Source organism: Streptomyces sp. NPDC005925, assembly GCF_040638805.1.
Taxonomy (GTDB): Bacteria; Actinomycetota; Actinomycetes; order Streptomycetales; family Streptomycetaceae; genus Streptomyces.
Genome location: NZ_JBEXVL010000002.1, coordinates 218,831 through 240,713 on the forward strand (window position 1 = coordinate 218,831; position 21,883 = coordinate 240,713).

The 21,883-nt window shown below is 72.9% G+C and carries 21 protein-coding genes; 7 read left to right on the forward strand and 14 right to left on the reverse strand.

Going from position 1 to position 21,883, the window contains the following annotated elements:
* Window positions 1-208 precede the first annotated feature (208 nt).
* Together ABZ354_RS03690 and ABZ354_RS03695 are read right to left on the reverse strand one after the other, a co-directional pair.
* A complete protein-coding gene (locus ABZ354_RS03690; RefSeq protein ID WP_358652549.1) occupies window positions 209-1,213 on the reverse strand; it encodes an alcohol dehydrogenase catalytic domain-containing protein in 1,005 nt (334 codons plus the stop codon).
* Entirely contained in the window at window positions 1,210-2,376 is a 1,167-nt protein-coding gene (locus tag ABZ354_RS03695) for a mandelate racemase/muconate lactonizing enzyme family protein (RefSeq protein ID WP_358652550.1), read from the reverse strand. Before ABZ354_RS03695 ends, ABZ354_RS03690 begins: the two co-directional genes overlap by 4 nt.
* A gap of 274 nt (window positions 2,377-2,650) precedes the next feature.
* On the opposite strand from ABZ354_RS03695, the gene ABZ354_RS03700 reads away from it, so the two are divergent.
* The gene (locus ABZ354_RS03700; protein WP_358652552.1) at window positions 2,651-3,388 is read left to right on the forward strand and encodes a hypothetical protein; all 738 of its coding nucleotides are present in this window, start codon (window positions 2,651-2,653) and stop codon (window positions 3,386-3,388) included.
* Between the two features lie 71 nt (window positions 3,389-3,459).
* Here ABZ354_RS03700 and ABZ354_RS03705 read toward each other — a convergent pair whose 3' ends face one another.
* On the reverse strand, window positions 3,460-4,458 hold the full coding sequence (locus ABZ354_RS03705; RefSeq protein WP_358652554.1) for an NADP-dependent oxidoreductase: 999 nt from the start codon (window positions 4,456-4,458) through the stop codon (window positions 3,460-3,462).
* Between the two features lie 106 nt (window positions 4,459-4,564).
* Between ABZ354_RS03705 and ABZ354_RS03710 the strand changes: the two genes are divergently transcribed.
* A complete protein-coding gene (locus ABZ354_RS03710) occupies window positions 4,565-5,026 on the forward strand; it encodes a MarR family transcriptional regulator (RefSeq protein WP_358652556.1) in 462 nt (153 codons plus the stop codon).
* 115 nt (window positions 5,027-5,141) lie between these two features.
* A complete protein-coding gene (locus ABZ354_RS03715; protein ID WP_358652558.1) occupies window positions 5,142-5,939 on the forward strand; it encodes an EI24 domain-containing protein in 798 nt (265 codons plus the stop codon).
* A 48-nt stretch (window positions 5,940-5,987) separates the two neighbouring features.
* On the opposite strand, the gene ABZ354_RS03720 is transcribed toward ABZ354_RS03715, so the two are convergent.
* Both ABZ354_RS03720 and ABZ354_RS03725 read right to left on the reverse strand, forming a co-directional pair.
* Complete coding sequence (locus tag ABZ354_RS03720; protein WP_358652560.1) at window positions 5,988-7,250, reverse strand: pyroglutamyl peptidase; 1,263 nt, start codon at window positions 7,248-7,250, stop codon at window positions 5,988-5,990.
* 164 nt (window positions 7,251-7,414) lie between these two features.
* On the reverse strand, window positions 7,415-7,999 hold the full coding sequence (locus tag ABZ354_RS03725; RefSeq protein WP_358652562.1) for a TetR/AcrR family transcriptional regulator: 585 nt from the start codon (window positions 7,997-7,999) through the stop codon (window positions 7,415-7,417).
* A gap of 103 nt (window positions 8,000-8,102) precedes the next feature.
* Between ABZ354_RS03725 and ABZ354_RS03730 the strand changes: the two genes are divergently transcribed.
* Window positions 8,103-10,583, forward strand: coding sequence for a glycoside hydrolase family 3 C-terminal domain-containing protein (locus ABZ354_RS03730; RefSeq protein ID WP_358652564.1), 2,481 nt, complete (start codon window positions 8,103-8,105; stop codon window positions 10,581-10,583).
* A gap of 91 nt (window positions 10,584-10,674) precedes the next feature.
* Here the strand turns inward: ABZ354_RS03730 and ABZ354_RS03735 are convergent, their stop codons facing one another.
* Complete coding sequence (locus ABZ354_RS03735; protein ID WP_358652566.1) at window positions 10,675-11,652, reverse strand: aldose epimerase family protein; 978 nt, start codon at window positions 11,650-11,652, stop codon at window positions 10,675-10,677.
* A gap of 9 nt (window positions 11,653-11,661) precedes the next feature.
* Window positions 11,662-12,561, reverse strand: a complete 900-nt coding sequence (locus ABZ354_RS03740; protein WP_358652568.1) for an SGNH/GDSL hydrolase family protein — start codon at window positions 12,559-12,561, stop codon at window positions 11,662-11,664.
* Window positions 12,562-12,862: 301 nt separating this feature from the next.
* Between ABZ354_RS03740 and ABZ354_RS03745 the strand changes: the two genes are divergently transcribed.
* Complete coding sequence (locus tag ABZ354_RS03745; protein WP_358652570.1) at window positions 12,863-13,357, forward strand: DUF3145 domain-containing protein; 495 nt, start codon at window positions 12,863-12,865, stop codon at window positions 13,355-13,357.
* Between the two features lie 333 nt (window positions 13,358-13,690).
* Here the strand turns inward: ABZ354_RS03745 and ABZ354_RS03750 are convergent, their stop codons facing one another.
* The 5 genes from ABZ354_RS03750 to fasR all read right to left on the reverse strand — a co-directional run bounded on the left by ABZ354_RS03750 (window position 13,691) and on the right by fasR (window position 18,705).
* Complete coding sequence (locus ABZ354_RS03750; RefSeq protein WP_358652572.1) at window positions 13,691-14,962, reverse strand: beta-ketoacyl-[acyl-carrier-protein] synthase family protein; 1,272 nt, start codon at window positions 14,960-14,962, stop codon at window positions 13,691-13,693.
* A 103-nt stretch (window positions 14,963-15,065) separates the two neighbouring features.
* Window positions 15,066-15,314 carry an acyl carrier protein gene (locus ABZ354_RS03755; RefSeq protein WP_181659766.1) on the reverse strand — a complete coding sequence of 83 codons (249 nt, stop codon included), beginning with the start codon at window positions 15,312-15,314 and terminating at the stop codon, window positions 15,066-15,068.
* Window positions 15,315-15,418: 104 nt separating this feature from the next.
* Window positions 15,419-16,450: a ketoacyl-ACP synthase III gene (locus tag ABZ354_RS03760; protein WP_358652574.1), complete on the reverse strand. Its 1,032-nt coding sequence runs from the start codon at window positions 16,448-16,450 to the stop codon at window positions 15,419-15,421.
* 21 nt (window positions 16,451-16,471) lie between these two features.
* A complete protein-coding gene (locus tag ABZ354_RS03765) occupies window positions 16,472-17,410 on the reverse strand; it encodes an ACP S-malonyltransferase (protein WP_358652576.1) in 939 nt (312 codons plus the stop codon).
* 89 nt (window positions 17,411-17,499) lie between these two features.
* Window positions 17,500-18,705: a fatty acid biosynthesis transcriptional regulator FasR gene (gene fasR / locus ABZ354_RS03770; protein ID WP_358652578.1), complete on the reverse strand. Its 1,206-nt coding sequence runs from the start codon at window positions 18,703-18,705 to the stop codon at window positions 17,500-17,502.
* Window positions 18,706-18,767: 62 nt separating this feature from the next.
* On the opposite strand from fasR, the gene ABZ354_RS03775 reads away from it, so the two are divergent.
* Window positions 18,768-19,418 carry a pirin family protein gene (locus ABZ354_RS03775; RefSeq protein WP_358653137.1) on the forward strand — a complete coding sequence of 217 codons (651 nt, stop codon included), beginning with the start codon at window positions 18,768-18,770 and terminating at the stop codon, window positions 19,416-19,418.
* Here ABZ354_RS03775 and ABZ354_RS03780 read toward each other — a convergent pair.
* Window positions 19,415-20,233 (reverse strand): serine hydrolase domain-containing protein, encoded by an 819-nt coding sequence (locus ABZ354_RS03780; RefSeq protein ID WP_358652580.1) that lies wholly within the window; start codon window positions 20,231-20,233, stop codon window positions 19,415-19,417. The genes ABZ354_RS03775 and ABZ354_RS03780 overlap by 4 nt on opposite strands.
* A 288-nt stretch (window positions 20,234-20,521) precedes the next feature.
* On the opposite strand from ABZ354_RS03780, the gene ABZ354_RS03785 reads away from it, so the two are divergent.
* Complete coding sequence (locus ABZ354_RS03785; RefSeq protein ID WP_358652582.1) at window positions 20,522-20,971, forward strand: MerR family transcriptional regulator; 450 nt, start codon at window positions 20,522-20,524, stop codon at window positions 20,969-20,971.
* A 13-nt stretch (window positions 20,972-20,984) separates the two neighbouring features.
* Here the strand turns inward: ABZ354_RS03785 and ABZ354_RS03790 are convergent, their stop codons facing one another.
* Complete coding sequence (locus ABZ354_RS03790) at window positions 20,985-21,836, reverse strand: DUF4429 domain-containing protein (RefSeq protein ID WP_358652584.1); 852 nt, start codon at window positions 21,834-21,836, stop codon at window positions 20,985-20,987.
* Window positions 21,837-21,883 lie beyond the last annotated feature (47 nt).

Consider the following 21,883-nt stretch of genomic DNA (forward strand, 5'->3'; position numbering starts at 1 on the left):
GTGGCTTACGGCTTACGGCTTACGGGGAGCGGGGAGCGGAGTTCGTGCGGTACGAGCGGCGGGGGCCGTGGCCGGTGCTGACGTCCCCGCTGTGCGGACACGGCGGTCCACGGCGTCCGGTTCACGGCGTCCAGGGCCACGGCAGTCCGTTCCGGCGGTGTGCGGTGCACGGCGGTCGGTTCCCGGCGGTCTCGGGCGCGCGGCGGTCTCAGGGGCGCAGGAGCACCTTGCCGACCGTCGGGTCGCCGGACCCCACCAGCTCGACGGCCCGTGGGAACGCGTCGAGCGGCAGCTCGTGCGTCACCAGCGGCAGCGGGTCGAGCAGACCGGCCCCGAACATCCGCACCGTGTGCGCCCAGGCACCCGGCGGCGCACCGAAGACCGTGTGCACCTCCAGCTGCCGCACCACCAGGTCGGTCGGGTCGAGGCCCAGCGCGCCGGGCGCCGGAACACCCGTCAGCACCAGCCGCCCCCCGCGCCGCAGCAGCGCGGCGGCGGTACGGGCCGCGTCCGCCGACCCGGCCGCCTCGACGACGACGTCGAAGTCGCCGGGCAGCTCCTGGTCCCTGGTGCGGAAACCGGTCGCGCCGAACCGCCGGGACAGCGCCTCGCGGTCGGTGCCCGCGCCCACCACCAGCAGCTCGGCCGGGGAGCCCGCCGCCAGGAACTGCACGGCGAACATGCCGAGCGTGCCCGTGCCGACGACGGCGACCCGCTCGCCGGGCCGTGCGTTCGCCTTCAGCGCGGCGGCGGCGACGCAGGCGGCCGGCTCCAGCAGCGCGGCGGCGGTCAGGTCGCAGTCGTCGCGCAGCACATGCAGCAGCCGGGCGGGAAGCGTGAGCGTGCCGGCCATCGCACCGGGCTGCGTGAAACCGGTCTCCTCGTACCCGGCCGTGCACAGCGTCGTCTCGCCCGCCCGGCACCGGTCGCACACCTGGCAGTTGCGGAAACCCTCACCGACGACCTTGCGGCCCACCAGACCCCCGGCCACCCCGGCGCCGGCCGCCGCGACGGTCCCGGACCACTCGTGCCCGGGCGTGAGCGGATACCGCACGTACCCCTCGGGCCGGTTGCCCTGGTACACCTCGCGATCACTGCCGCAGATCCCCACGGCGTGCACGGCCACCAGCACCTCGCCGGGCCCGGGCGGGCGCGGCTCGTGCGGGACGAGCCGGTGCTCGCCGGGCGCGGTGACGACGACGGCCGTTCTCACTCCGCGTCCCCCTTCGGCCTGCGCTGCTCCCAGCCCTCGGCCCACAGGTCGAACCGGGCCTGCTGCTGCGGGAACTCGGCGGCGGCGTCGACGTCGAGTTCCACACCGAGTCCGGGCGCGTCGGACAGATGGAAACAACCGTCCTCGGGATCCACCTGGGGTGCACCCTTGACGACCTTCTTGATCTCCGCGTCCGCGAAGTCGTTGAAGTGCTCCAGGATCTTGAAGTTCGGGGTGCTGAAGCCGATCTGGAGGGAGGCGGCGGTGAGCACGGACCCGCCCACGTTGTGCGGGGCGACGAGCACGTAGTGGGTCTCGGCGGTCGCGGCGAGCTTCCGGGTCTCCCAGATGCCGCCGATGTGGCCGACGTCCGGCTGGATGATGTCCGCCGACCGGTCCTCGAACAGCTCCCGGAACTCGATCCGGTCATGGATGCGCTCGCCGGTCGCGACCGGCATGTCCACCTTCTCGGCGACCTTCTTCAGCGCCTTCAGGTTCTCCGGCGGCACCGGCTCCTCCAGCCAGGCCGGACGGAACGGTGCGAGTTCCTTGGCCAGCCGGACGGCGGTGGCGGGGGAGAACCGCCCGTGCATCTCCAGCATCAGCTCGGCCTCGGGCCCGATCGCGTCCCGCACGGCCTCGATGAGGGACACGGCGTACAGGGTCTGCTGATGGTCGAGCTCGAAGTGACCGGTGCCGAACGGGTCGATCTTCAGCGCCCGGTACCCGCGCGCCACGACCCCCTGCGCGGCCCGGTGGTACGCCTCGGGAGTCCGCTCGGTCGTGTACCACCCGTTGGCGTACGCCTTCACCCGGTCGGTGACCTTGCCGCCCAGCAGTTGCCACACGGGGACACCGAGGGCCTTGCCCCTGATGTCCCAGCAGGCCGTCTCGACCACCGCGATGCCGGACATCACGATCTCGCCCGCGCGGCCGTAGTCGCCGTACTTCATGCGGCGCGCGAGATCCTCGACGGCGAACGGGTCGGAACCGAGGATGTGGTTGGCCTCGGCCTCCCTCAGGTACCCGAGGAGGGCGTCGGTGTGTCCGAGCATGCGGGTCTCGCCGACGCCCGTGATGCCCTCGTCGGTGTGCACCTGGACGTAGGTCAGATTGCGCCACGGCGTCCCGACCACGTGTGTGCTGATTCCGGTGATACGCACGGCAGCTGCTCCCAGTCGCGTCGTAGCTCTGCGTCGTAGCCGTACTCGTCCGGCTCGATGTCCTGGCTGTTCGAAATTTCGTCACACGTTCGAAATGCTGGCGTGACAGTAAGGATGCGACGGTCGGAGTGTCAATGGGGCGGACACGCAACGGCTTCGGTGGAATCGACAACCGGTTTAGGGTGATTGACCCGCCGGAAGCGCGGCTTCCCTACACAACCTTCACGGGAGCCCCCAGGAACGCTCCCAGGCGGGAATTTAATCTTCCCGCGTCATGGACTTTTGCCAGCCGTGCCGACGGCACCTGAACGGCGCCCTCACCTGTCCGGGGTGCGGGGCCCAGGCCGGTCCCGCGCGGGCCCGGCACGTGTACCAGGACGGGCACGGCTACGACGCATACGCGGACCCCTCTGCGCCGGGCGGGGGCGCCGACGCGTACGACGACGAGGACGATGACGACGACGCGGACAGGGACGTACCGCGTGGCGGCCGCGCCGCCCGGCGGCGCGGCGGCGGCGCGGAGGCCGCGGGCAGCCGCAGGGACCGCAAGGCGGCGGCGCACCGGCGGCGGCGCCGCCGGGTGCTGATGATCGGCGCGGGTTTCGTCCTGGCGGCGGGCGGTCTCAGCCTGGCGGAACTGGGGGCGGACGGCCCGGCCGACGCGCCCCGGCCCGCGGCGGCGGGAGCGGACACGGAGGGCGGCGACGCCTCGTCCGACCCGTCGGCGGACGGAACGGGCGCCACGTCGACGTCGCAGAACCCGACCTCCTCGGCGTCGAGCTCCGCCTCGGAGTCGCCGTCCGCCTCGCCGTCGGCCTCGGAGTCCGAGCCGGAGGACGCCGCATCGTCCACCACCCCGGACGGTGAGGCCTCCCAGGCGACGGGGACGACGAACCCGCAACAGCCCACCACGCAGGCGCCGAACGACCCGGCCCCCCAGCCGACGACACCGCCCCCGCCGCCCCCCGAACCCACCGAAACGTGCGACCGTTTCCTGTGGTGGTGCTCCTAGGGTCTGTCGTTCGGGGTGCGGGCGCTGCGCACCGTGCTCCGGCCCGCTCCGCGACGGGGGTCCGGGCGCCGTCAGAGCTTGACGATCATCTTCCCGGTGTTGTCGCCGCGCAGGACCCCGAGGAACGCCTCCAGGTTGTTCTCGATGCCCTCGACCACGGTCTCCCGGTACTTCAGCGCGCCCGAGGCGATCCACGGGCCGACCTCGGCCACGAACTGCGGCTGGAGGTCGTAGTGGTCGCCGACCAGGAAGCCCTCGATGCGGCCCCGGGTCTGGATCAGCCGGGCGAGGTTGCGCGGACCGGGCGCCGGTTCGGTGTCGTTGTAGACCGAGATCATTCCGCAGACGGCGATCCGCCCGCCCCGGTTGAGCCGGCTGATCGCGGCCTCCAGATGGTCACCGCCGACATTGTCGAAGTACACGTCGATCCCGTCCGGCGCCGCCTCCTTCAGCTGTTCGTGCACCGGCCCCGCCTTGTAGTTGAAGGCGGCGTCGAAGCCGTACTCCTCGACCAGCAGCTTGACCTTCTCGTCCGAGCCGGCCGAACCGACGACCCGCGAGGCGCCCTTCAGCCTCGCGATCTGTCCGACCTGGCTGCCGACCGCGCCGGCCGCCCCCGACACGAAGACCGAGTCGCCCTCCGAGAAGGCCGCGGTGCGCAGCAGGCCCGCGTACGCCGTGAGGCCGGTCATGCCGAGGACGCCGAGGTACGCGGAGAGCGGCGCGGCCCCCGGGTCCACCTTCACGGCGTTCTTCGCGTCCACCGCCGCGTACTCGCGCCAGCCGGAGAAGTGCAGGACGTGGTCGCCGACGGCGATGCCCTCCGCGTTCGACGCGACGACCTCGCCGACCGCGCCGCCCTGCATCACCTTGCCCAGCTCGAAGGGCGCGACGTAGGACTTCGCGGCACTCATCCGGCCGCGCATGTACGGGTCCACGGAGAGGTACTGGTTGCGGACCAGCACCTGGCCGTCGCCGGGGGCGGGGACCTCGGACTCCACCAGGGCGAAGTCCGCGGGCGTGGGACGGCCCACCGGGCGGCTGAGCAGGTGCCATTCGCGGTTGATCATGAGGAGACCTCTCGGTGTACTTCATCTGTCACATGTACTTCAGTACCGGAAATAGCACTGTGCCTGAATATTTCATGGTGTCAAGCAACTGGCTTATCATGGAGGCATGGCCACACCCCGCACGCCTCGCCGACCCGACGCCCTGACCATGGAAGTCGTGGAGCTCATCGGCGAGGTCGTCTCCCGCTACCACGCGGACTACGAGGAGGCCGCCGCCGGACACGCGCTCACCGGCGCGCAGGCCAGGCTGCTCAGTCTGCTCTCGCTGGGGCCGTCACCGATGCGCAAGCTCGCCCGACAGCTCAAGTGCGAGCCGTCCAACGTCACCGGCATCGTCGACCGCCTGGAAGCCCGCGGCCTGGTGGAGCGCCGGCCCGAGCCCGGGGACCGTCGGGTGAAGGTCGCGGCGGCCACGGAGGAGGGCCGCAGCGTCGCCCAGAGCCTGCGGGAGTCCCTGCGCTTCGCGCGTGAACCGCTGGCCGCCCTCACGGACGACGAGCGCGTGTCACTGCGGGACGCGCTGCGCCGCATGCTGGGGGAGGACGCCGGCCCCGGCGGGCACGGGTGACCCGGGGGCCCCACCCCGTCCCGGCCGGCGGCCCGCGTGGCCGCCTGCCTGCGGTCCGCCCGCCGACCCGTGGTCCGCCCGCTCCCGGCCCGGTCGCCCTCGGTAGGGTTGCGCCATGCGCGATCTCGGGGTGGGTTTCGGACATCTGCTGAAAGGCCAGCGCTGGGTGGCCCGGCACGGCAGGCAGTACGGTTTCGGGCTGCTGCCCGGGCTCATCACGCTCGTCCTCTACGCGGCGGCGCTCGTCTGCCTCGCCCTGTGGGGCCAGGACCTCGTCGGCTGGGCGACGCCCTTCGCCGACGACTGGTCGAGCCCCTGGCAGGGCCTGTTCCGCGGCTTCCTCACCGCGGTGCTCTTCGTCCTCGCCCTGCTGCTGTCCGTCGTCACCTTCACCGCGGTCACGCTCCTGGTCGGCCAGCCCTTCTACGAGAGCCTCTCCGAGCGGGTCGACCGCGACGTCTCCCCGGACGGCACCGCGCCCGAGTCGGACCTGCCGCTCTGGCGCGAGCTGTGGATCTCGGGCCGCGACAGCCTGCGTGTCGTACTCCGCGCCGCCGTGTGGGGCGTCCTGCTGTTCGCGCTGAGCTTCGTCCCCGTCCTCGGCCAGACGGTCGTCCCGTTCCTCGGCCTCGTCGTCACCGGCTTCTTCCTCACCGAGGAACTCGCCGCCGTCGCCCTCCAGCGCCGCGACGTCGAACTGCGCGACCGCCTCACCCTGCTGCGCTCCCGCAAGATGCTGATCTGGGGCTTCGGCACGCCCCTCGCGCTGTCCTTCCTGGTGCCGTTCGTCGCGGTGTTCCTGATGCCGGGCGCGGTCGCGGGCGCCACGCTCCTCGCCCGTGACCTGATGGGCGAGGAGACCGCGGACAACGGCACCCCGGAGCCGGTGAAGGAGCCCGGCGAGGCCCGCTGACCCGGACGGCCGTCGTCGCCGCTGCCCGCCCCCGTCGCGGGGCCGGTGTCAGCCTCGCGTGCGCCGGAGCCCAACGGTCCGCGCGGCCACCGTCAGCACCGACCGCACCTGCGCCACGATGTCCAGCCGGTTGCGTACGAACTCCGGGTCCGTGACCGAGCCCGTCGCCGGGTCGGTGTTCCCCGCGCCGAACTGCAGCACCGGAGTGTGCACATGGCCGCCCGGCAGCACCTCGCCGAGACCGAGCCGGTCCCGCAGCAGCGTCACCCGGTACGCGATCTCGTTCGACAGGTAGTCCCCGCCGCCCCCGGCCCGTGCGGCCGACCCCGGAGTGGGACCGTCCGGCCGCACCACGGGCTGCGTGCCGCCCGCCGGTATCTCCGTCACGGTCGTGTTGTCGTAGACCGGGAAGCGGCCGGTCGCCGCCTCGGTGATGGCCCTGTACGGCAGGGTGGTCGTCGTCCACTGCGGCTGCGAGGCCGGGTCGAGGACCGGGACCGGGCCGGTGGAGGAGGCGTTCTCGTTGTCCGGGAAGCCGCCCCGCCAGGCGCCGTTGGTCCGCTCCACGTCGAAGCGGCCCACCCGGCCCTGACTGACCGTCGTGAACAGATCGACCTTGGGCAGATACGCCCGCAGGGCACGCTCCACGGCCCCGTCGGCGAAGTCCCGCCAGCGCACCGGGAACACGGCCGTCTCGACACGCGCCGGACCGTCCGCCGTCTCGATCACCGTGCCGTCCAGGGCCAGCGCGGCCGCCCCGGACGGGTTGGAGATCCGGATGTCCCGGTCCAGCGTGAACGGGTCGAACCCGGTGAGCAGAATGCGCCGTGCGCCGTCGCCGTGCGGACGGTCGAGGGAGGTCTGCCCCCGCGAGGCCCGCTCCAAGTCCCCCGTCAGCCCGGCCCGTCGCGTGTCCGTCAGCGCGAAGTCCGGCCGCCAGGTGCGCAGTTCGCGGGTCATCGCCAGCCGCGCCCAGTACAGCGGCCGGTCGTCGTCCCGGCTCAGGTCACCGCCCGCCGGACCCCGCCCCTGCACCCGGTCGACCGCCCGCCGCCACAGCGCCGACCCCGACCGTACGACGGTCCGGCGCGCCTCGGCGGCGGAGCCGGCCCCGTGCAGCGCACGGGCGAACTCCGCCGCGACCGCGTCGAATCCGGACCGCGCGAGGATCTCCCGCGGTACGTCCTCGCCGAGGCGCTGCTCCTCGACGGTCGGCGCGGGCGCCGTGTCCGCCACGGCCGAGGGGGTGGTGGCGAGCCCCGCCGCCAGGGTCAGTCCGATGAGGCCGATCCGAACACGTGGGGAAGCCACAGCAGTCCAGGTCCTTCCGTCGTCGCCGTGCGCGCGGCGCGGGTGCGGTGCGTGACGCCGGCGCGTGGGGCGCCGGACGGCCGCAGTATGCGGGACGGGAAGCGCGTACGCCATGGCGGGACCGGAGCTTTCACCGCGTGCCGCCCCGGCCTCGGCCGCCGGTCTCAGCCGGCGGGCCGCTCGCCCAGCAGCGTCAGGAAGTCGCGGAACGCGCCCGGCATGTCCACCGACTCCGGGTCCAGCAGCCACTGGTACTGCAGGCCGTCCATCACCGCCACCAGCAGCGGCGCGGTCCGCTCCGGGGCCAGGCCGTTGGGGAGGCGGTCGCCGTACTCGGCCCGCAGGGCCCCGGTCACGCTCGCCCGCACGCGCGCGTACCGCTCACCGAAGTAGTCGCGGGCCGGATGCCCCTCCGTGACGCTCTCGCCGAGCAGCGCCGAGAACGTCTGGATGATGCCGGGCCGCATCGCGTTGTACTCGACCAGCGCCGCCAGCAGGTCGACCCGCCACTGCGTGCCGGGAATCGCGTCCCACCGGTCCCGTTCCCCGAGCACCGCGACGAGCAGCGCCTCCTTGGTCGGGAAGTGGTGCAACAGCCCCTGCTGGGTGAGGCCCACCCGCTCCGCGACCGCGGCCAGGCTCGCGCCCCGGTAACCGCGCTCGGCGATCACCTCCAGGGCGGCCAGCACGATCTCCGCGCGCCGTTCCCCGCTCCTGGCCCTGGCCGTCATGGCGACACCGTACGACACGGGGGGACGGCGTATGTCACGTACAGGTGACGAAACCTACCGGGCGCCAGGCCGCACGGGCAGGATGGAGATCCTCACCGGCGTTCGACGAGGAGGTGCCGCCGTGGCGGAGACAGAGGAGCAGCGGGACGAGGCCCGCGGGGCGGACGTCGAGGCGGTCGTCGAGGAGGCCCTCGGGCGGCTCGGCCCGGATGCCAAGGCGCGCCTGCTGGCCGGGCAGGACATGTGGTCGCTGCCCGCCCTGCCCGAGATCGGCCTGCCGCCCCTGGTCATGTCCGACGGCCCGATCGGCGTACGCGGAGTGCGCTGGACCTCCGACGACCCGTCCGTGGCGCTGCCGTCGCCGACCGCGCTCGCCGCCACATGGGACCCGGAACTGGCCCGCCGCGCCGGTGTGCTGCTCGCCCAGGAGGCCCGCCGCAAGGGCGTGCACGTCCTGCTCGCGCCCACCGTCAACCTGCACCGCTCCCCGCTCGGCGGACGGCACTTCGAGGCCTACAGCGAGGACCCGTACCTGACCGGCCGGATCGGCGCCGGCTATGTCCGGGGCGTGCAGTCCGGCGGCGTCGGCACGACCGTCAAGCACTTCGTCGCCAACGACGCCGAGACCGACCGCTTCACCGTCGACAACCGGATCTCCGCGCGTGCCCTGCGCGAGCTGTACCTGGCGCCGTTCGAGGCCATCGTGGCCCACGCCCGGCCCTGGGGCGTGATGACCGCGTACAACTCGGTCAACGGCACGACGATGAGCGAGCACCACCACCTCGTGAACGAGGTCCTGCGCGGCGAATGGGGCTTCGACGGCGTCAACGTCTCCGACTGGACCGCCGCCCGTTCCACCGAGGCTGCCCTCGAGGGCGGCCTCGACCTCGCCATGCCCGGCCCGGACACCGTCTACGGCGAGGCCCTCGCCCGAGCGGTACGCGACGGGCGGGTGCCCGGGGCCGCCGTCGACCGGGCCGTGCGCCGCGTCCTCCTCCTCGCCGCCCGCGTCGGCATCCTGCCCGGCGCCCGACCGGCCGTCACCGACCTGCCCGGCCCCGTCGACGGCGAGGCCCTCGCCCGCGAGATAGCCCGCCGCTCCTTCGTCCTGGTCCGCAACGCCGCCGTACGCGATCCGTCCTCCCACGACGAGCGGACCGCGCTGCCGCTGACGCCCGGCCGCACCGTCGCCCTCGTCGGCGCCGCCGCGCGCGACGCCCGCGTCCTCGGCGGCGGCTCCGCCACCGTCTTCCCGGCCCACGTCGTCTCCCCGCTCGACGGCCTCACCGCCGCCCTCCCCGACGGCACCCTCACCTACGCCGTCGGCGCCGACCCCAGCACCGAACTCGCCGTCGCCGGACAGGGCTTCGCGCTGCGCGCCGTCTGCCGTGACACGTCCGGCGGGATCATCGGCACCGGCTCCGCGCCCAGCGGCCAGATCCAGTGGATGGGCTCCGACCTCCCCGACGGCGTCACCCACGACCGCCTGCACACCGTCGAACTCACCGGCACCTTCACCCCGCGCGAGAGCGGCCGGCACACCTTCGGCATCAAGGGCATCGGCGCCTTCACCCTCACCGTCGGCGGCACGACGTACTTCGACGGCGAGCAGCGCCCCACCAAGGACGACCCGTTCATCACGTTCTTCGGCGCACCCGAGCCGCGCGCCGAGACCGACCTCACCGCCGGCGAGACCGTCGAGGTGTCCCTGCGGTACGTCGTCGAGTACGCCGAGGGCGCCACGATGAGGGTCGTCGGCTTCACCCTCGCCCACCAGGGACCGCGGCGCGACCCCGACGAGCTGATCGCCGAGGCCGTCGAGGCCGCCCGCGGCGCCGACACCGCCGTGGTCGTCGTCGCCACCACCGAACGCGTCGAGTCCGAGGGCTTCGACCGCGCCGACCTCACCCTGCCCGGCCGCCAGGACGACCTGGTCCGCGCCGTCGCCGCCGCCAACCCGCACACCGTCGTGGTCGTCAACTCCGGCTCGCCGGTCGAACTGCCCTGGCGCGAGAACGTCGCCGCCGTACTGATCGGCTGGTTCCCCGGCCAGGAGGGCGGCGCCGCCCTCGCCGACGTGCTGACCGGCGCCGCCGAACCGGGCGGCCGGCTCCCCACCACCTGGGGCTCCCTCCGCGACGCCCCCGTCACCCGCGTCGTCCCCGAGGACGGCCGGCTCCCGTACGACGAGGGCGTGTTCATCGGCTACCGCGCCTGGCAGCGGGCGGGACGCACCCCCTCCTACCCCTTCGGTCACGGACTCGGCTACACCACCTGGACGTACGAGTCCGCCGAGGTCGACGGCGCCACCGTCAAGGTCCGCGTCCGCAACACCGGCGACCGCCCCGGCCGCGAGGTCGTACAGATCTACGCCGCCCCCACCACGCCCGACGCGGAGCGGCCCGCGCGCTGGCTCGCCGGGTTCGCCGGCGTCGGGGCCGCGCCCGGTGAGAGCGTTGAGGCCGTCGTGGCACTGCCCCGCCGCACCTTCGAGATCTGGGACGAGGCGACCGGCTCATGGTCCTGTGTGAAGGGTTCGTACGAACTTCAGATCGGCAGCTCCCTCACCGACCGCCGGATCACGACCGCGATTAACGTCTGATCCGGGACACGTCCCGCTCGAACAGCCCCGGTTCGGAACCTGACTCCGAGCCGGGGTTCGCGCGTCCGGCCGCACGGCACGACGGCGGGGTCTACCGCGCCGAGAACGCGTACACCGTCTCCGACCGGTACACCTCGCCCGGCCCCAGCCGCGTGCTCGGGAACTCCGGACGGTTCGGGGAGTCGGGGAAGTGCTGGGTCTCCATCGCGATGCCGTCACCGGGCGCGAAGGGCCCGTTCAGGTGATCCCCGGTGTAGAGCTGCAGGCCCGGCTCGGTGGTCGCCACGGTCAGCACCCGCCCGGACGCCGGGTCGTACAGTTCGGCCACCTCCACGGGGGTGGGCGTGAGGCCTTTGTCCAGCACGAAGTTGTGGTCGTAGCCGGCACCCACCGGGCGCGGCTGGCGGAAGTCGAAGCGGGTGCCCGCCACGTCCTCGAGGACACCCGTCGGGATCAGGCCGGCGTCGACCGGCGTGTAGCGGGCGGCGTCCAGTCGCACCTCATGACCGCCCGCGTCGCCGGCTCGGGCACCCGCCAGGTTGAAGTAGCCGTGATGCGTCAGGTTCACCACCGTGGGGGCGTCCGTCACCGCCTCGTAGACGAAGCGCAGCGCACCCGACTCGTCCAGCGTGTACGTCACGGTGACCTCCAGGCGGCCCGGGAAACCCTCCTCGCCGTGCGGGCTGACGCGCGTCAGACGCAGGCCGTGCTCGACCCCGGTGACGTCCCACACCCGCTTGTCGAAGCCGCGCTGGCCGCCGTGCAGCGTGTTCGGCCCGTCGTTGTGCGCCAGCGCGTAGCTCCGGCCGTCCAGCGGGAAACGCCCGCCGGCGATGCGGTTGGCGTACCGCCCGATCAGCGCACCGAAGTGGGGATCCGGCCGCGCGAGGTACCCGTCGAGATCGTCCAGGCCGAGCACCACGTCCGCCGCGCGCCCGTCCCGGTCCGGGACCTCGAGGGACTGCACGATCCCGCCGTACGACAGCACCCGCACCCGTACGCCCGACCGCTCCAGGGTCCAGCGGTGGACCGAGGTGCCGTCGGAAAGCGTGCCGAAGGGTTCACTCATGGACAAAACCTAAGTCAGGGGCCGCCGCGCGGTGACGGAACGGTAGGCGATCTCCGCCAACCGGGCCTGACCGTTCACACTGGGGTGGAACCAGTCCCAATGGCTCAACTGGCCGGTCCCGAAGCGGTAGTCGTGCACGGCGCCTCCGTCGGTACGGCACCGCTTGTCCTCGGCACACACCTCTGCCAGCACCTCGTTGTACTCCACCACCCGCCGCTGCACCGCGTTCCGGCGCGCCGTCGCCGTCGCGTCCAGGGCCTCCGCGTCGCCCAGCATCGACGGGCAGATGCCCAGCTTCCACACCTGCCGGCCCAGCACGCTGGTACGGCCCCGCGCCCACAACCGCTTCAGGTTCGGCACGCTCGCCACGTACAACTGCGTCCTCGGCAGCGCCCTGCGCAGCGTCCGCACGGCCTTCTCGAAGTCGTCGCGGAACGCCTCGGCCGACGTCATCGACGACGCCGTCGGCCGACAGGCGTCGTTCGCCCCCACGAGCACCGTCACCAGCTCCGGCCGGTGCCGCGCCGCGCGCGCCATCTGGGCCGGCAGGTCCGCCACACGGGCTCCGGACACGGCGTGGTTCCAGCTGTGCCGGGCTGCCTCCGCCCTGCCCAGCAGGCGCACGGCCAGGCTGTCGACGCGCGGGCTGCTGCCCGTGGCCCACGACACCTCCTTGCAGTCCGCCAGGACCACACAGGCGTCGAAGCCCGTGGTGATGGAGTCACCCACGGCGGCGACCGAGGACGGGCTGCGGTCCCACAGCGGCGTCCGAGTGGGCGACGGCTTCGCGCGCGTGGGGGACGCGGCCGGGCCGGGCGAGCCGCCGTCCCCGACGCCGCACCCGGCGACACCCGCCACCGCCAACGCCACGACGGCGGCCACGGCCCGCGCTCCGGTTCGCATCCCCATGGCCCGGTGATCCCCTCGGTCGGCGTACACGTGACGGACAAGCAGGCGTACACGTCGGTGCGGCAGGCGCACACGGCGTACGTGATGCTTCCCCCCATTAACAACGCCCAAGGGTTCCCGCGTCGCCCGGAGCAACGTCTTCGCGCCGTCCAGGCGTCCCCCTGGGTGAATGCGCCTGGTTCGGTGCGGCGGGACGGACCGTACGTCACACTCCTCGCGCCCCCGCGCGGTAGCCTCGGCCCATGGCGGCCGCGCACTGCCCGCCCCTTGACGACAAGTCCCGCTCAGCCCGGAGGTCCAGGTGACGACACGTGGAGTTCTGTACGTGCACTCCGCGCCGCGCGCTATGTGCCCGCACGTCGAGTGGGCCGTCGCCGGGGTCCTCGGCACGCGCGTGAACCTCGACTGGATCCGGCAGCCCGCCTCGCCCGGCACCTGGCGCTCCGAGTTCTCCTGGCAGGGCCAGGCGGGTACCGCCTCCAAGCTGGCGTCCGCACTGCGGGGCTGGCAGATGCTGCGCTTCGAGGTCACCGCCGAGCCCTGCGCCACCGCCGAGGGCGAGCGCTACAGCTGCACCCCCGATCTCGGCATCTTCCACGCCGTCACCGGCATCCACGGCGACATCCTCATCCCCGAGGACCGGCTGCGTGCCGCCCTGCAGCGCTCCCAGCGCGGGGAGAGCGACCTGGAGGCGGAGCTCTGCAAACTCCTGGGCAAGCCCTGGGACGACGAACTGGAACCGTTCAGGTACGCGGGCGAGGGCGCCCCGGTGAGATGGCTCCACCAGGTCGTATAGAGGGCTTGTGTGAGCGCCCCGAAGGGGCACGGGGACCTGCGCGACCCACCCGCCACGGCCGCACCCGCGGGTTGACGTGAGGCCTGCGGGGACCTGCGCGCCTGTGCCCACCACGGCCCGCACCCGCGGGCCGGCAAGGGGCCGCGGAAGCTGCCCGACCGCCCCACCACGGCCCGCACGCGCCGGCCGACAAGCAGCGCGGGGAACCGCGTGCCCGGCACCCGAGGGGCCCGCAACCGCGACGCACGGCCGTTCGACGGCGAGTGGCCCGGCCCCCGCAAGGGGAACCGGGCCACTGACGGCTGACGGCAGTCACACCGCAGCCGACGGCAGTCACACCGTCCGGAACGCCAGCACCACGTTGTGCCCGCCGAAGCCGAACGAGTCGTTCAGCGCGGCGATCCGCCCGTCCACGGGCAGCTTGCGCGCCTCGCCGCGCACCACGTCCGCGTTGGCCTCGGCCTCCGGGTCGAGGTTCTCCACGTTGATGGTCGGCGGCGCCACCCGGTGGTACAGCGCGAGCACGGACGCGACCGTCTCGACACCACCGGCACCGCCGAGCAGATGCCCCGTCATGGACTTCGTCGCGGACACCGCCATGTGGTCGGCGTTGTCGCCGAACACCTTCCGCAGCGCCTTCAGCTCGGCGATGTCACCGGCCGGCGTCGACGTGGCGTGCGCGTTGACGTGCACGATCTCCGCCGGGTCCAGGTCGGTGCGGTCCAGCAGGTTCTGCAAGGCGTGCGAGATGCCGCGGCCCTCGGGCTCCGGCTGCACGATGTCGTGCGCGTCGGCCGAGATGCCCTGGCCGACCGCCTCCGCGTAGACACGGGCGTGGCGCGCGGCGGCGTGCTCGGCGGACTCCAGGACGACCACACCGGCGCCCTCGCCGAGGACGAAACCGTCGCGGGCGACGTCGTAGGGACGCGAGGCGCCCTGCGGGTCGTCGTTGTTCTTGGACATCGCCATCATGTTGCCGAACGCGGCGATGGGCAGCGGGTGGATCGCCGCCTCCGTGCCACCGGCGACGACGACGTCGGCTCGGCCGGTACGGATCATCTCGACGGCGTACCCGATGGCCTCGGCGCCCGAGGCGCAGGCCGAGACCGGCGTGTGCACGCCCGCGCGGGCGCCCACGGCCAGACCGACGTTCGCCGACGGCCCGTTCGGCATCAGCATGGGCACGGTGTGCGGGGAGACGCGGCGTACGCCCCGCTCCTTCAGCACGTCGTACTGGTCGAGCAGGGTCGTCACACCGCCGATGCCGGACGCGATGACCGCGCCGAGCCGGTCGGGGTCGACGGAGCCGTCCTCACCGGCCCTGGCGGTGAAACCGGCGTCGGCCCAGGCCTCCTGGGCGGCGATCAGCGCGAACTGCGCCGAACGGTCCAGGCGGCGGGCCTGCGGCCGCGCGATGACCTCGGTGGGCTCCACGGCGATCTGGGCCGCGATGCGGACCGCCTGGTCGGCGGCCCACTCCTGCTCCAGCGGCCTGACACCGGAACGTCCGGCGATCAGGCCCTCCCAGGTAGAGGCTGCGTCGCCACCCAGCGGTGTGGTTGCGCCGATACCGGTGACGACCACGGTGCGATTGGTCGGGCTCACGGGAATTCTCTCTCCAACGAATACGAGGATTCAGCGGCGCCACCGCCGGGTGGCGGGGCCGGGCACCGGCCCCAGGGAGTGCCGGGCACCCCCTGGCAGTGACTCAGGCCTGGTGCTTGAGGATGTACTCGGTCGCGTCGCCGACCGTCTTGAGGTTCTTGACGTCGTCGTCCGGGATCTTCACGTCGAAGCGCTCTTCGGCGGCGACGACGACCTCGACCATGGACAGCGAGTCGACGTCCAGGTCGTCGGTGAAGGACTTGTCCAGCTGGACGTCCTCGGTGGGGATGCCGGCGATCTCGTTCACGATCTCGGCGAGACCGGCGACGATCTCTTCCTGAGTGGCGGCCATGTCAGGCGCTCCTTCGTTGGTTTTCCAGAGGGTGTGGCGCCCGCCGCGTAGGCGGCAGGTGTCTGCGGTGCCCGTACCGGACGGTTAAATCCGGCACTGAGTGCCTAAGGGAGGGTAACGACCGTCGCGGCGTATACGAGACCCGCCCCGAATCCGATGACGAGGGCGGTGTCGCCGCTCTTCGCCTCGCCGGTCGCCAGAAGCCGCTCCATCGCGAGCGGGATCGACGCGGCCGACGTGTTGCCGGTGGTGCGCACGTCACGCGCGACCGTGACGTGCTCCGGCAGTTTGAGGGTTTTCACCATCGAGTCGATGATCCGCTCGTTGGCCTGATGGGGGATGAAGACGTCCAGGTCGGCGGGGCTGATCCCGGCGACCTCCAGCGCCTCCTGGGCGACCTTCGCCATCTCGAAGACGGCCCAGCGGAACACCGCCTGGCCCTCCTGCGTGATCGCGGGGAACTTGATGTTGCCCTTGCTGTCGACGGGCAGCTTCGACAGGTCGCCGACGGCGAACTCGTTCCACGGCACGGTCTGCTTGATGGTCTCGGACTTGTCCCCCTCGGAACCCCAGACCGTCGGGCCGATCGCCGGCTCCTCGGAGGGGCCGACGACCACCGCGCCCGCGCCGTCACCGAACAGGAAGGCCGTCGCCCGGTCCTCCGGGTCGGTGAGGTCACTGAGCCGCTCCACGCCGATGACCAGGACGTATGCGGCGGACCCCTCGACGATCATGCCCTTGGCCAGGGTGAGGCCGTAGCCGAAGCCCGCGCAGCCCGCCGAGATGTCGAAGGCGGCGGCCCTGTTCGTGCCCAGCTTGTCGGCGATCTCCGTCGCGACGGCCGGGGTCTGCCGGAAGTTCGAGACCGTGGAGACGATCACGCCGCCGATCTGCTCGGGCGCGATCCCGGCGTCGGCGATGGCCTTGCCGGACGCCTCGACGGACATGGCGGCGACGGTCTCCTCGTCGTTCGCCCAGTGCCGCGTCTCGATGCCGGAGCGCGACCGGATCCACTCGTCGGACGAGTCGATCCGCTCCAGGATGACCTCGTTCGGCACGATGCGGGTCGGGCGGTAGCCGCCCACGCCGAGGATGCGCGCGTACGGGGCGCCCTTGCTGGGCTTGATCTTCGCCATGCGGTACGGCTCCTTAGGGCGTCAGGCGCCCACTGCGTCGGCAGCGGACTCGGACGCGGTGGCGGCGAGCTCGCGGGCCGCGTCGAGGTCGTCGGGGGTCTTCAGCGCCAGCGGCTTCACACCGGGCAGCGCGCGCTTGGCGAGGCCGGTGAGGGTGCCGCCCGGGCACACCTCGATCAGCGCGGTGACGCCGAGCTCCTTGAACGTCTCCATGCACAGGTCCCAGCGGACCGGATTGGCGACCTGCCCGACCAGCCGCTCCAGCACCTCGGCTCCGCCGGTGACGGTGCGGCCGTCCCGGTTGGAGACGTACGCGGTCGTCGGGTCGGCGGGCGCGAGGTCCCGCGCGGCCACGGCGAGCCGCTCCACGGCGGGCGCCATGTGGTGGGTGTGGAACGCCCCCGCCACCTTCAGCGCGATCACCTTGCGGACGCCCTCCGGTTTGTCCTCGGCCAGCGCGGCGAGCTGCTCCAGCGTGCCCGCGGCGACGATCTGGCCCGCGCCGTTGATGTTCGCCGGGGTCAGACCCAGCTTCTCCAGGTGCGCCACGCTGACGTCGGGGTCGCCGCCGAGCAGCGCCGCCATGCCGGTCTCGGTGACCGAGGCGGCCTCGGCCATGGCCAGACCCCGCTTGCGTACGAGACCGAGCGCGGCGGTGTCGTCGAGGACGCCGGCGAACACGGCGGCCGTGAACTCGCCGACGCTGTGTCCCGCGACCGCACCCGGGGTGATGTCACCGAGTGCCGCGGCGGACAGCAGCCCGGCGGCGACCAGCAGCGGCTGCGCCACGGCGGTGTCGCGGATCTCGTCCGCGTCGGCCTTCGTGCCGTAGTGGGCGAGATCGAGTCCGATGGCGTCCGACCACGCGGCGACGCGGTCGGCGGCACCGGGGAGTTCGAGCCAGGGAGTCAGGAAGCCGGGCGTCTGGGCGCCCTGGCCGGGAGCGACGAGTACGAGCACTCTCACACTCTCTCTTGGGATCGGGCACGGCCGCCCGTGACGACAGGGACCAAGAACACGAAGGGGTTTTGTGGGGCTTCGACAAATTCCTAGAACTGGGGATCTCCGTCGGCCAGACGCCCCAGGATCAGCGCGATCCTGAGCGTGAAGGCCGAGCGTACATCCGACGGCGACCAACCGGTGACGTCAGTCACACGTCGGAGCCGGTAACGCACGGTGTTGGGGTGAACGAACAGCATCCGTGCCGCGCCCTCGAGACTGCTCGCCTGCTCGAGGTAGACGCTCAGCGTCTCCAGCAGGGCCGCCCCGGCCTCCTCCAACGGTCTGTAGATCTCCTCCACCAACTGCTCGCGGGCCGAGGGGTCTCCCGCCATGGCGCGCTCCGGGAGGAGATCGTCCGCCAGCACCGGCCGCGGCGCGTCCTGCCAGGCGGAGCAGGCCTTCAGTCCGGCGGCGGCGGCCTGAGCGGAACGGGTCGCGGCCTGCAGGTCCGGCACGACGGGGCCCGCCACCACGGGACCCGCGGCGAACGGCCCGATCAGCGACTTCGCCACGGCCATCGGATTGTCGCTGCCGCCCGCGATCACCACGAGCCGGGCACCGAGGACACCGGTCAGCACCTGCAGCTTGGCGTGCCGGGCGGCCCGCCGGATCGCCTCCACCGTCAGCTCGGAGTCGCCGTCGGGCGCCGTGCCCAGCACCACGCACACGTGGTCGGGCGAGTTCCAGCCCAGCGCGGCGGCCCGGCTGACGGCGCCCTCGTCGGCCTCGCCGCTGAGCACCGCGTTCACGACCAGTGACTCCAGGCGCGCGTCCCAGGCACCGCGTGCCTCGGCGGCCTGTGCGTAGACCTGGGCGGTGGCGAAGGCGATCTCCCGCGCGTACACGAGCAGTGCCTCGCGCAGCACCGACTCGTCGCCGGGGGCGGCCACCTCGTCGATGGCGCTCTCCATGACCTCGATGGTGGTGCGCACCATCTCCACGGTCTGCCGCAGCGTGATCGCCCGGGTCAGCTCGCGCGGCGCGGTGCCGAAGACATCGGTGGAGATGGCCTGCGGGGCGTCCGGGTGCCGGAACCACTCGGTGAACGCGGCGATACCGGCCTGTGCGACCAGCCCGATCCAGGAGCGGTTCTCCGGTGGCATGGCCCGGTACCAGGGCAGCGTCTCGTCCATCCGCGCGATGGCCTGCGCGGCCAGGGAGCCGGACGACTTCTCCAGCCGCTTCAGGGTCGCGACGTGCGGGTGGGGGGCACGGACGGCGGCTGCGGACTTGCTGGATTCGGGTTCGGGCACGGGGACAAGGGTGCCTTATCCGGACGGGACCGTGCGCCGCCGGGGCTACCGTGGACCTCGTGATGGACGTACGCCGCGCCGACGAGCGCCACCCGGGAGGCGACCCGGCGGCCGGCATCACCTCCCGGCACGCCTTCTCCTTCGGCCCGCACTACGACCCGGGCAACCTCCGCTTCGGCGCGCTGATCGCCTGCAACGAGGAGCGTCTGGCACCCGGCGCCGGGTTCGACGAGCATCCGCACAGCCACACCGAGATCGTGACCTGGGTGGCCGAGGGCGAGCTGACCCACCGCGACTCCACCGGCCACGAGACGCGGGTCCGCCCGGGAGACGTACAGCGCCTGAGTTCGGGGGGCGGCGTGCGGCACGTGGAGCGCAACGACGGAGACGGCCCGCTCGTCTTCGTCCAGATGTGGCTGGCCCCGCGGCAGCCGGGCGGCGAGCCGCGCTACGAGATCGTCCCCGGCATCGCGGACGCCACCCCGTACGCCGTTCCCGAGGCGGGTGCCATGCTGCACGTACGCCGCCTGACGCCGGGGGAGCGGACGGCCGTACCGGACGCGGCCCACGTGTACGTCCACGTCGTACGGGGGTCCGTGCGTCTCGACGGTGAGGAGCTGACCGCGGGCGACGCGGCCCGCATCACCGGCGCGAGGGACGTGACGGCGACGGCGAGGACGGCCGCCGAACTGCTCGTGTGGGAGATGGCTTAGCGGGTCTCGGCCAGCACCGCGTCCGTGAACGGCGGCCAGGCCTCCACGGCCCACGGCCCGAAGGCCCGGTCGGTGAGGGCCACGCAGGCCAGCCCGGCCACCGGGTCGACCCACAGGAAGGTGCCCGACTGGCCGAAGTGGCCGAAGGTGCGCGGGGAGGACGAGGCACCTGTCCAGTGCGGGGACTTGCCGTCACGTATCTCGAGGCCGAGGCCCCAGTCGTTGGGGTCCTGGCGGCCGTAGCCCGGCAGGACGCCCCTGGTGCCCGGGTACTGCACCGTCGTCGCCTCGGCGACCGTGCGGGGGTCCAGCAGGCGCGGCGCCTGGAGCTCGGCGGCGAAGCGCAGCAGGTCGTCCACCGTGGACACGCCGTCCTTGGCGGGGGAGCCGTCCAGCGACGTCGAGGTCATGCCCAGCGGGTCCAGCACGGCCTGGCGCAGGTACTCCGCGAACGGGATGTCCGTCGCCCTGGCGATGTGGTCCCCGAGCTGCTCGAAGCCGGCGTTGGAGTACAGGCGGCGCTCACCGGGCGGTGCGGTCACCTTGTGCTCGTCGAAGGCCAGGCCCGAGGTGTGCGCGAGCAGGTGCCGCACCGTGGAGCCGCCGGGCCCTGCGGGTTCGTCCAGCTCGACCGCGCCCTCCTCGTGGGCGACGAGTGCCGCGTACGCCGCGATGGGCTTGGTGACCGACGCCAGCGGGAAGCGGCGGCCGGTGGGGCCGTGGGTGCCGAGGACCGTGCCGTCGGCCCGTACGACACCGGCCGCGGCGGTGGGGACGGGCCAGTTCTCGATCAACGCGAGGCTGTTCAGCGACATGCCGCCGAGCCTATGCCGCTCTCGGGCGCCGCCGCGTCGAGGGGTCGGTCTCGCGCGTGAGGGCCCGGGGAGCAGTCGGTTCCGCCTGCCACTTTGGGCAGACGACGCCCCGGCCACCTCGTCGGTCGTCACCCGGCGCGGGCGCAGGACGTCCGCCGCGTCCGGGCCCCGGCACCGGCGTACGAGACCCGTGGCCCGTACGCCGACCGGCTCCGTCCCCGCCCGTCTCGCCGCCTTCTCCCGGGTTGGCTTGCCTGGAGTGCACTCCAGGGTTCTAGCGTGGGGGCCATGACGGTGATGGAGACCACCAGGACCGACAGCTGCGCGGGGTCACGGCAGCAGGACCGGCGGCCGGACGGCCGGGACAGGTACACGATCAGCGAAGTCGCCGCCCTCACCGGCCTGTCGGCGCACACCCTGCGCTGGTACGAGCGCATCGGGCTGATGCCGCACGTCGACCGCTCGCACACCGGACAGCGCCGCTACACCAACCGCGACCTCGACTGGCTCGATCTGGTCGGCAAGCTGCGTCTGACGGGCATGCCGGTCGCGGACATGGTGCGGTACGCGGGACTGGTGCGTGAGGGCGAGCACACCTACGGCGAGCGGTTCGCGCTGCTGAAGTCGACCCGCGAGGACGTCCTCGCGCGGATCGCCGAACTCCAGGGCACGCTGGCCGTGCTCGACCGGAAGATCAGCTTCTACGCGCAGGACGGGACGGCCGGGGGCACCCCCTGAGGTCCGCGGCCTTCTACAGTTCGGCCAGCAGCTCCCGCTTCTTGCTGGAGAACTCCTCGTCCGTGACCAGCCCGGCCTGGTGCAGCTCCCCGAGGTGCCGGATCCGTTCGGCGATGTCGGCCGGGTCCCGCCGGGGCACCGGCACGGACACCGTGTCGGCCGGCCGGCAGCGCCGTACGGCCGCGAGCACCGCCGCCGCGAACGGCAGCGACTCGTGCACGGTCCCGTACCCGAGGCCGAAGACGACGGCCGCCGGGTCCTGGTCGGCCTGGGGCGGCTGCCCGCCCGTCGCGTCACGGCGCAGCAGCCGCAGGTGCCCCTCGAAGGCCTCGGGGGAGCGCCAGTCCACGCCGGTGAGGCCGGAGATCGGGAACGTCTGGTCGCCGGCCTTCCACTTCGCCGACGACGCGCCGGTCCAGGACCAGCGGAAGGACACCGACGTCCCGTCGAAGGACGCCTTTCCGTCGTACGCCTTGAAGTGCAGCGGCGCTTCCGGCGCGGCCACCAGGTACCGCTCGGCGGGGCCGGGGCCGGACAGGCGGGCGCGCAGTTCGTCGGCGTAGTACTCGGCGAGGGTCTCCCGCTCGGCGGGCAGCACCAGCCGGTACGGGTCGCAGCTGTCCCTGAGCTGTCCGGCGGCCGCCTCCATCAGCGGGTCGGCGCCGGGGCGGGGCTCGGCGCGCAGCACGACCGTGCCGCGTTTGCCGGGCGTCAGCGTCACCGCGGTGATCGCCTCCAGCGGGATGCGCCGTTCGCCGAGCGTCTGGAACAGCTTCGGTGTTCGCATCCCTCGTTCGTAGCGGATGACCACGGAGTCGGATGCGAACTCCCAGGCGGCATGAAATCCGGCCAGTACGTCACCCATGCGGCTCATCGTATGCGGCACGCCCTCATCCGTCCCCTCCCCGCGCA

Bases quoted from the DNA above. Each gene is read 5' to 3' on its own strand.
- ABZ354_RS03785 (WP_358652582.1), top strand. From the start codon at position 20,522: ATGACGGTGATGGAGACCACCAGGACCGACAGCTGCGCGGGGTCACGG.
- ABZ354_RS03740 (WP_358652568.1), bottom strand. From the start codon at position 12,561: ATGGGGATGCGAACCGGAGCGCGGGCCGTGGCCGCCGTCGTGGCGTTG.
- ABZ354_RS03775 (WP_358653137.1), top strand. From the start codon at position 18,768: ATGGACGTACGCCGCGCCGACGAGCGCCACCCGGGAGGCGACCCGGCG.
- ABZ354_RS03710 (WP_358652556.1), top strand. From the start codon at position 4,565: ATGGCCACACCCCGCACGCCTCGCCGACCCGACGCCCTGACCATGGAA.
- ABZ354_RS03755 (WP_181659766.1), bottom strand. From the start codon at position 15,314: ATGGCCGCCACTCAGGAAGAGATCGTCGCCGGTCTCGCCGAGATCGTG.
- ABZ354_RS03735 (WP_358652566.1), bottom strand. From the start codon at position 11,652: ATGAGTGAACCCTTCGGCACGCTTTCCGACGGCACCTCGGTCCACCGC.
- ABZ354_RS03715 (WP_358652558.1), top strand. From the start codon at position 5,142: ATGCGCGATCTCGGGGTGGGTTTCGGACATCTGCTGAAAGGCCAGCGC.
- ABZ354_RS03700 (WP_358652552.1), top strand. From the start codon at position 2,651: ATGGACTTTTGCCAGCCGTGCCGACGGCACCTGAACGGCGCCCTCACC.
- ABZ354_RS03780 (WP_358652580.1), bottom strand. From the start codon at position 20,233: ATGTCGCTGAACAGCCTCGCGTTGATCGAGAACTGGCCCGTCCCCACC.
- ABZ354_RS03760 (WP_358652574.1), bottom strand. From the start codon at position 16,450: ATGGCGAAGATCAAGCCCAGCAAGGGCGCCCCGTACGCGCGCATCCTC.
- ABZ354_RS03705 (WP_358652554.1), bottom strand. From the start codon at position 4,458: ATGATCAACCGCGAATGGCACCTGCTCAGCCGCCCGGTGGGCCGTCCC.
- ABZ354_RS03790 (WP_358652584.1), bottom strand. From the start codon at position 21,836: ATGGGTGACGTACTGGCCGGATTTCATGCCGCCTGGGAGTTCGCATCC.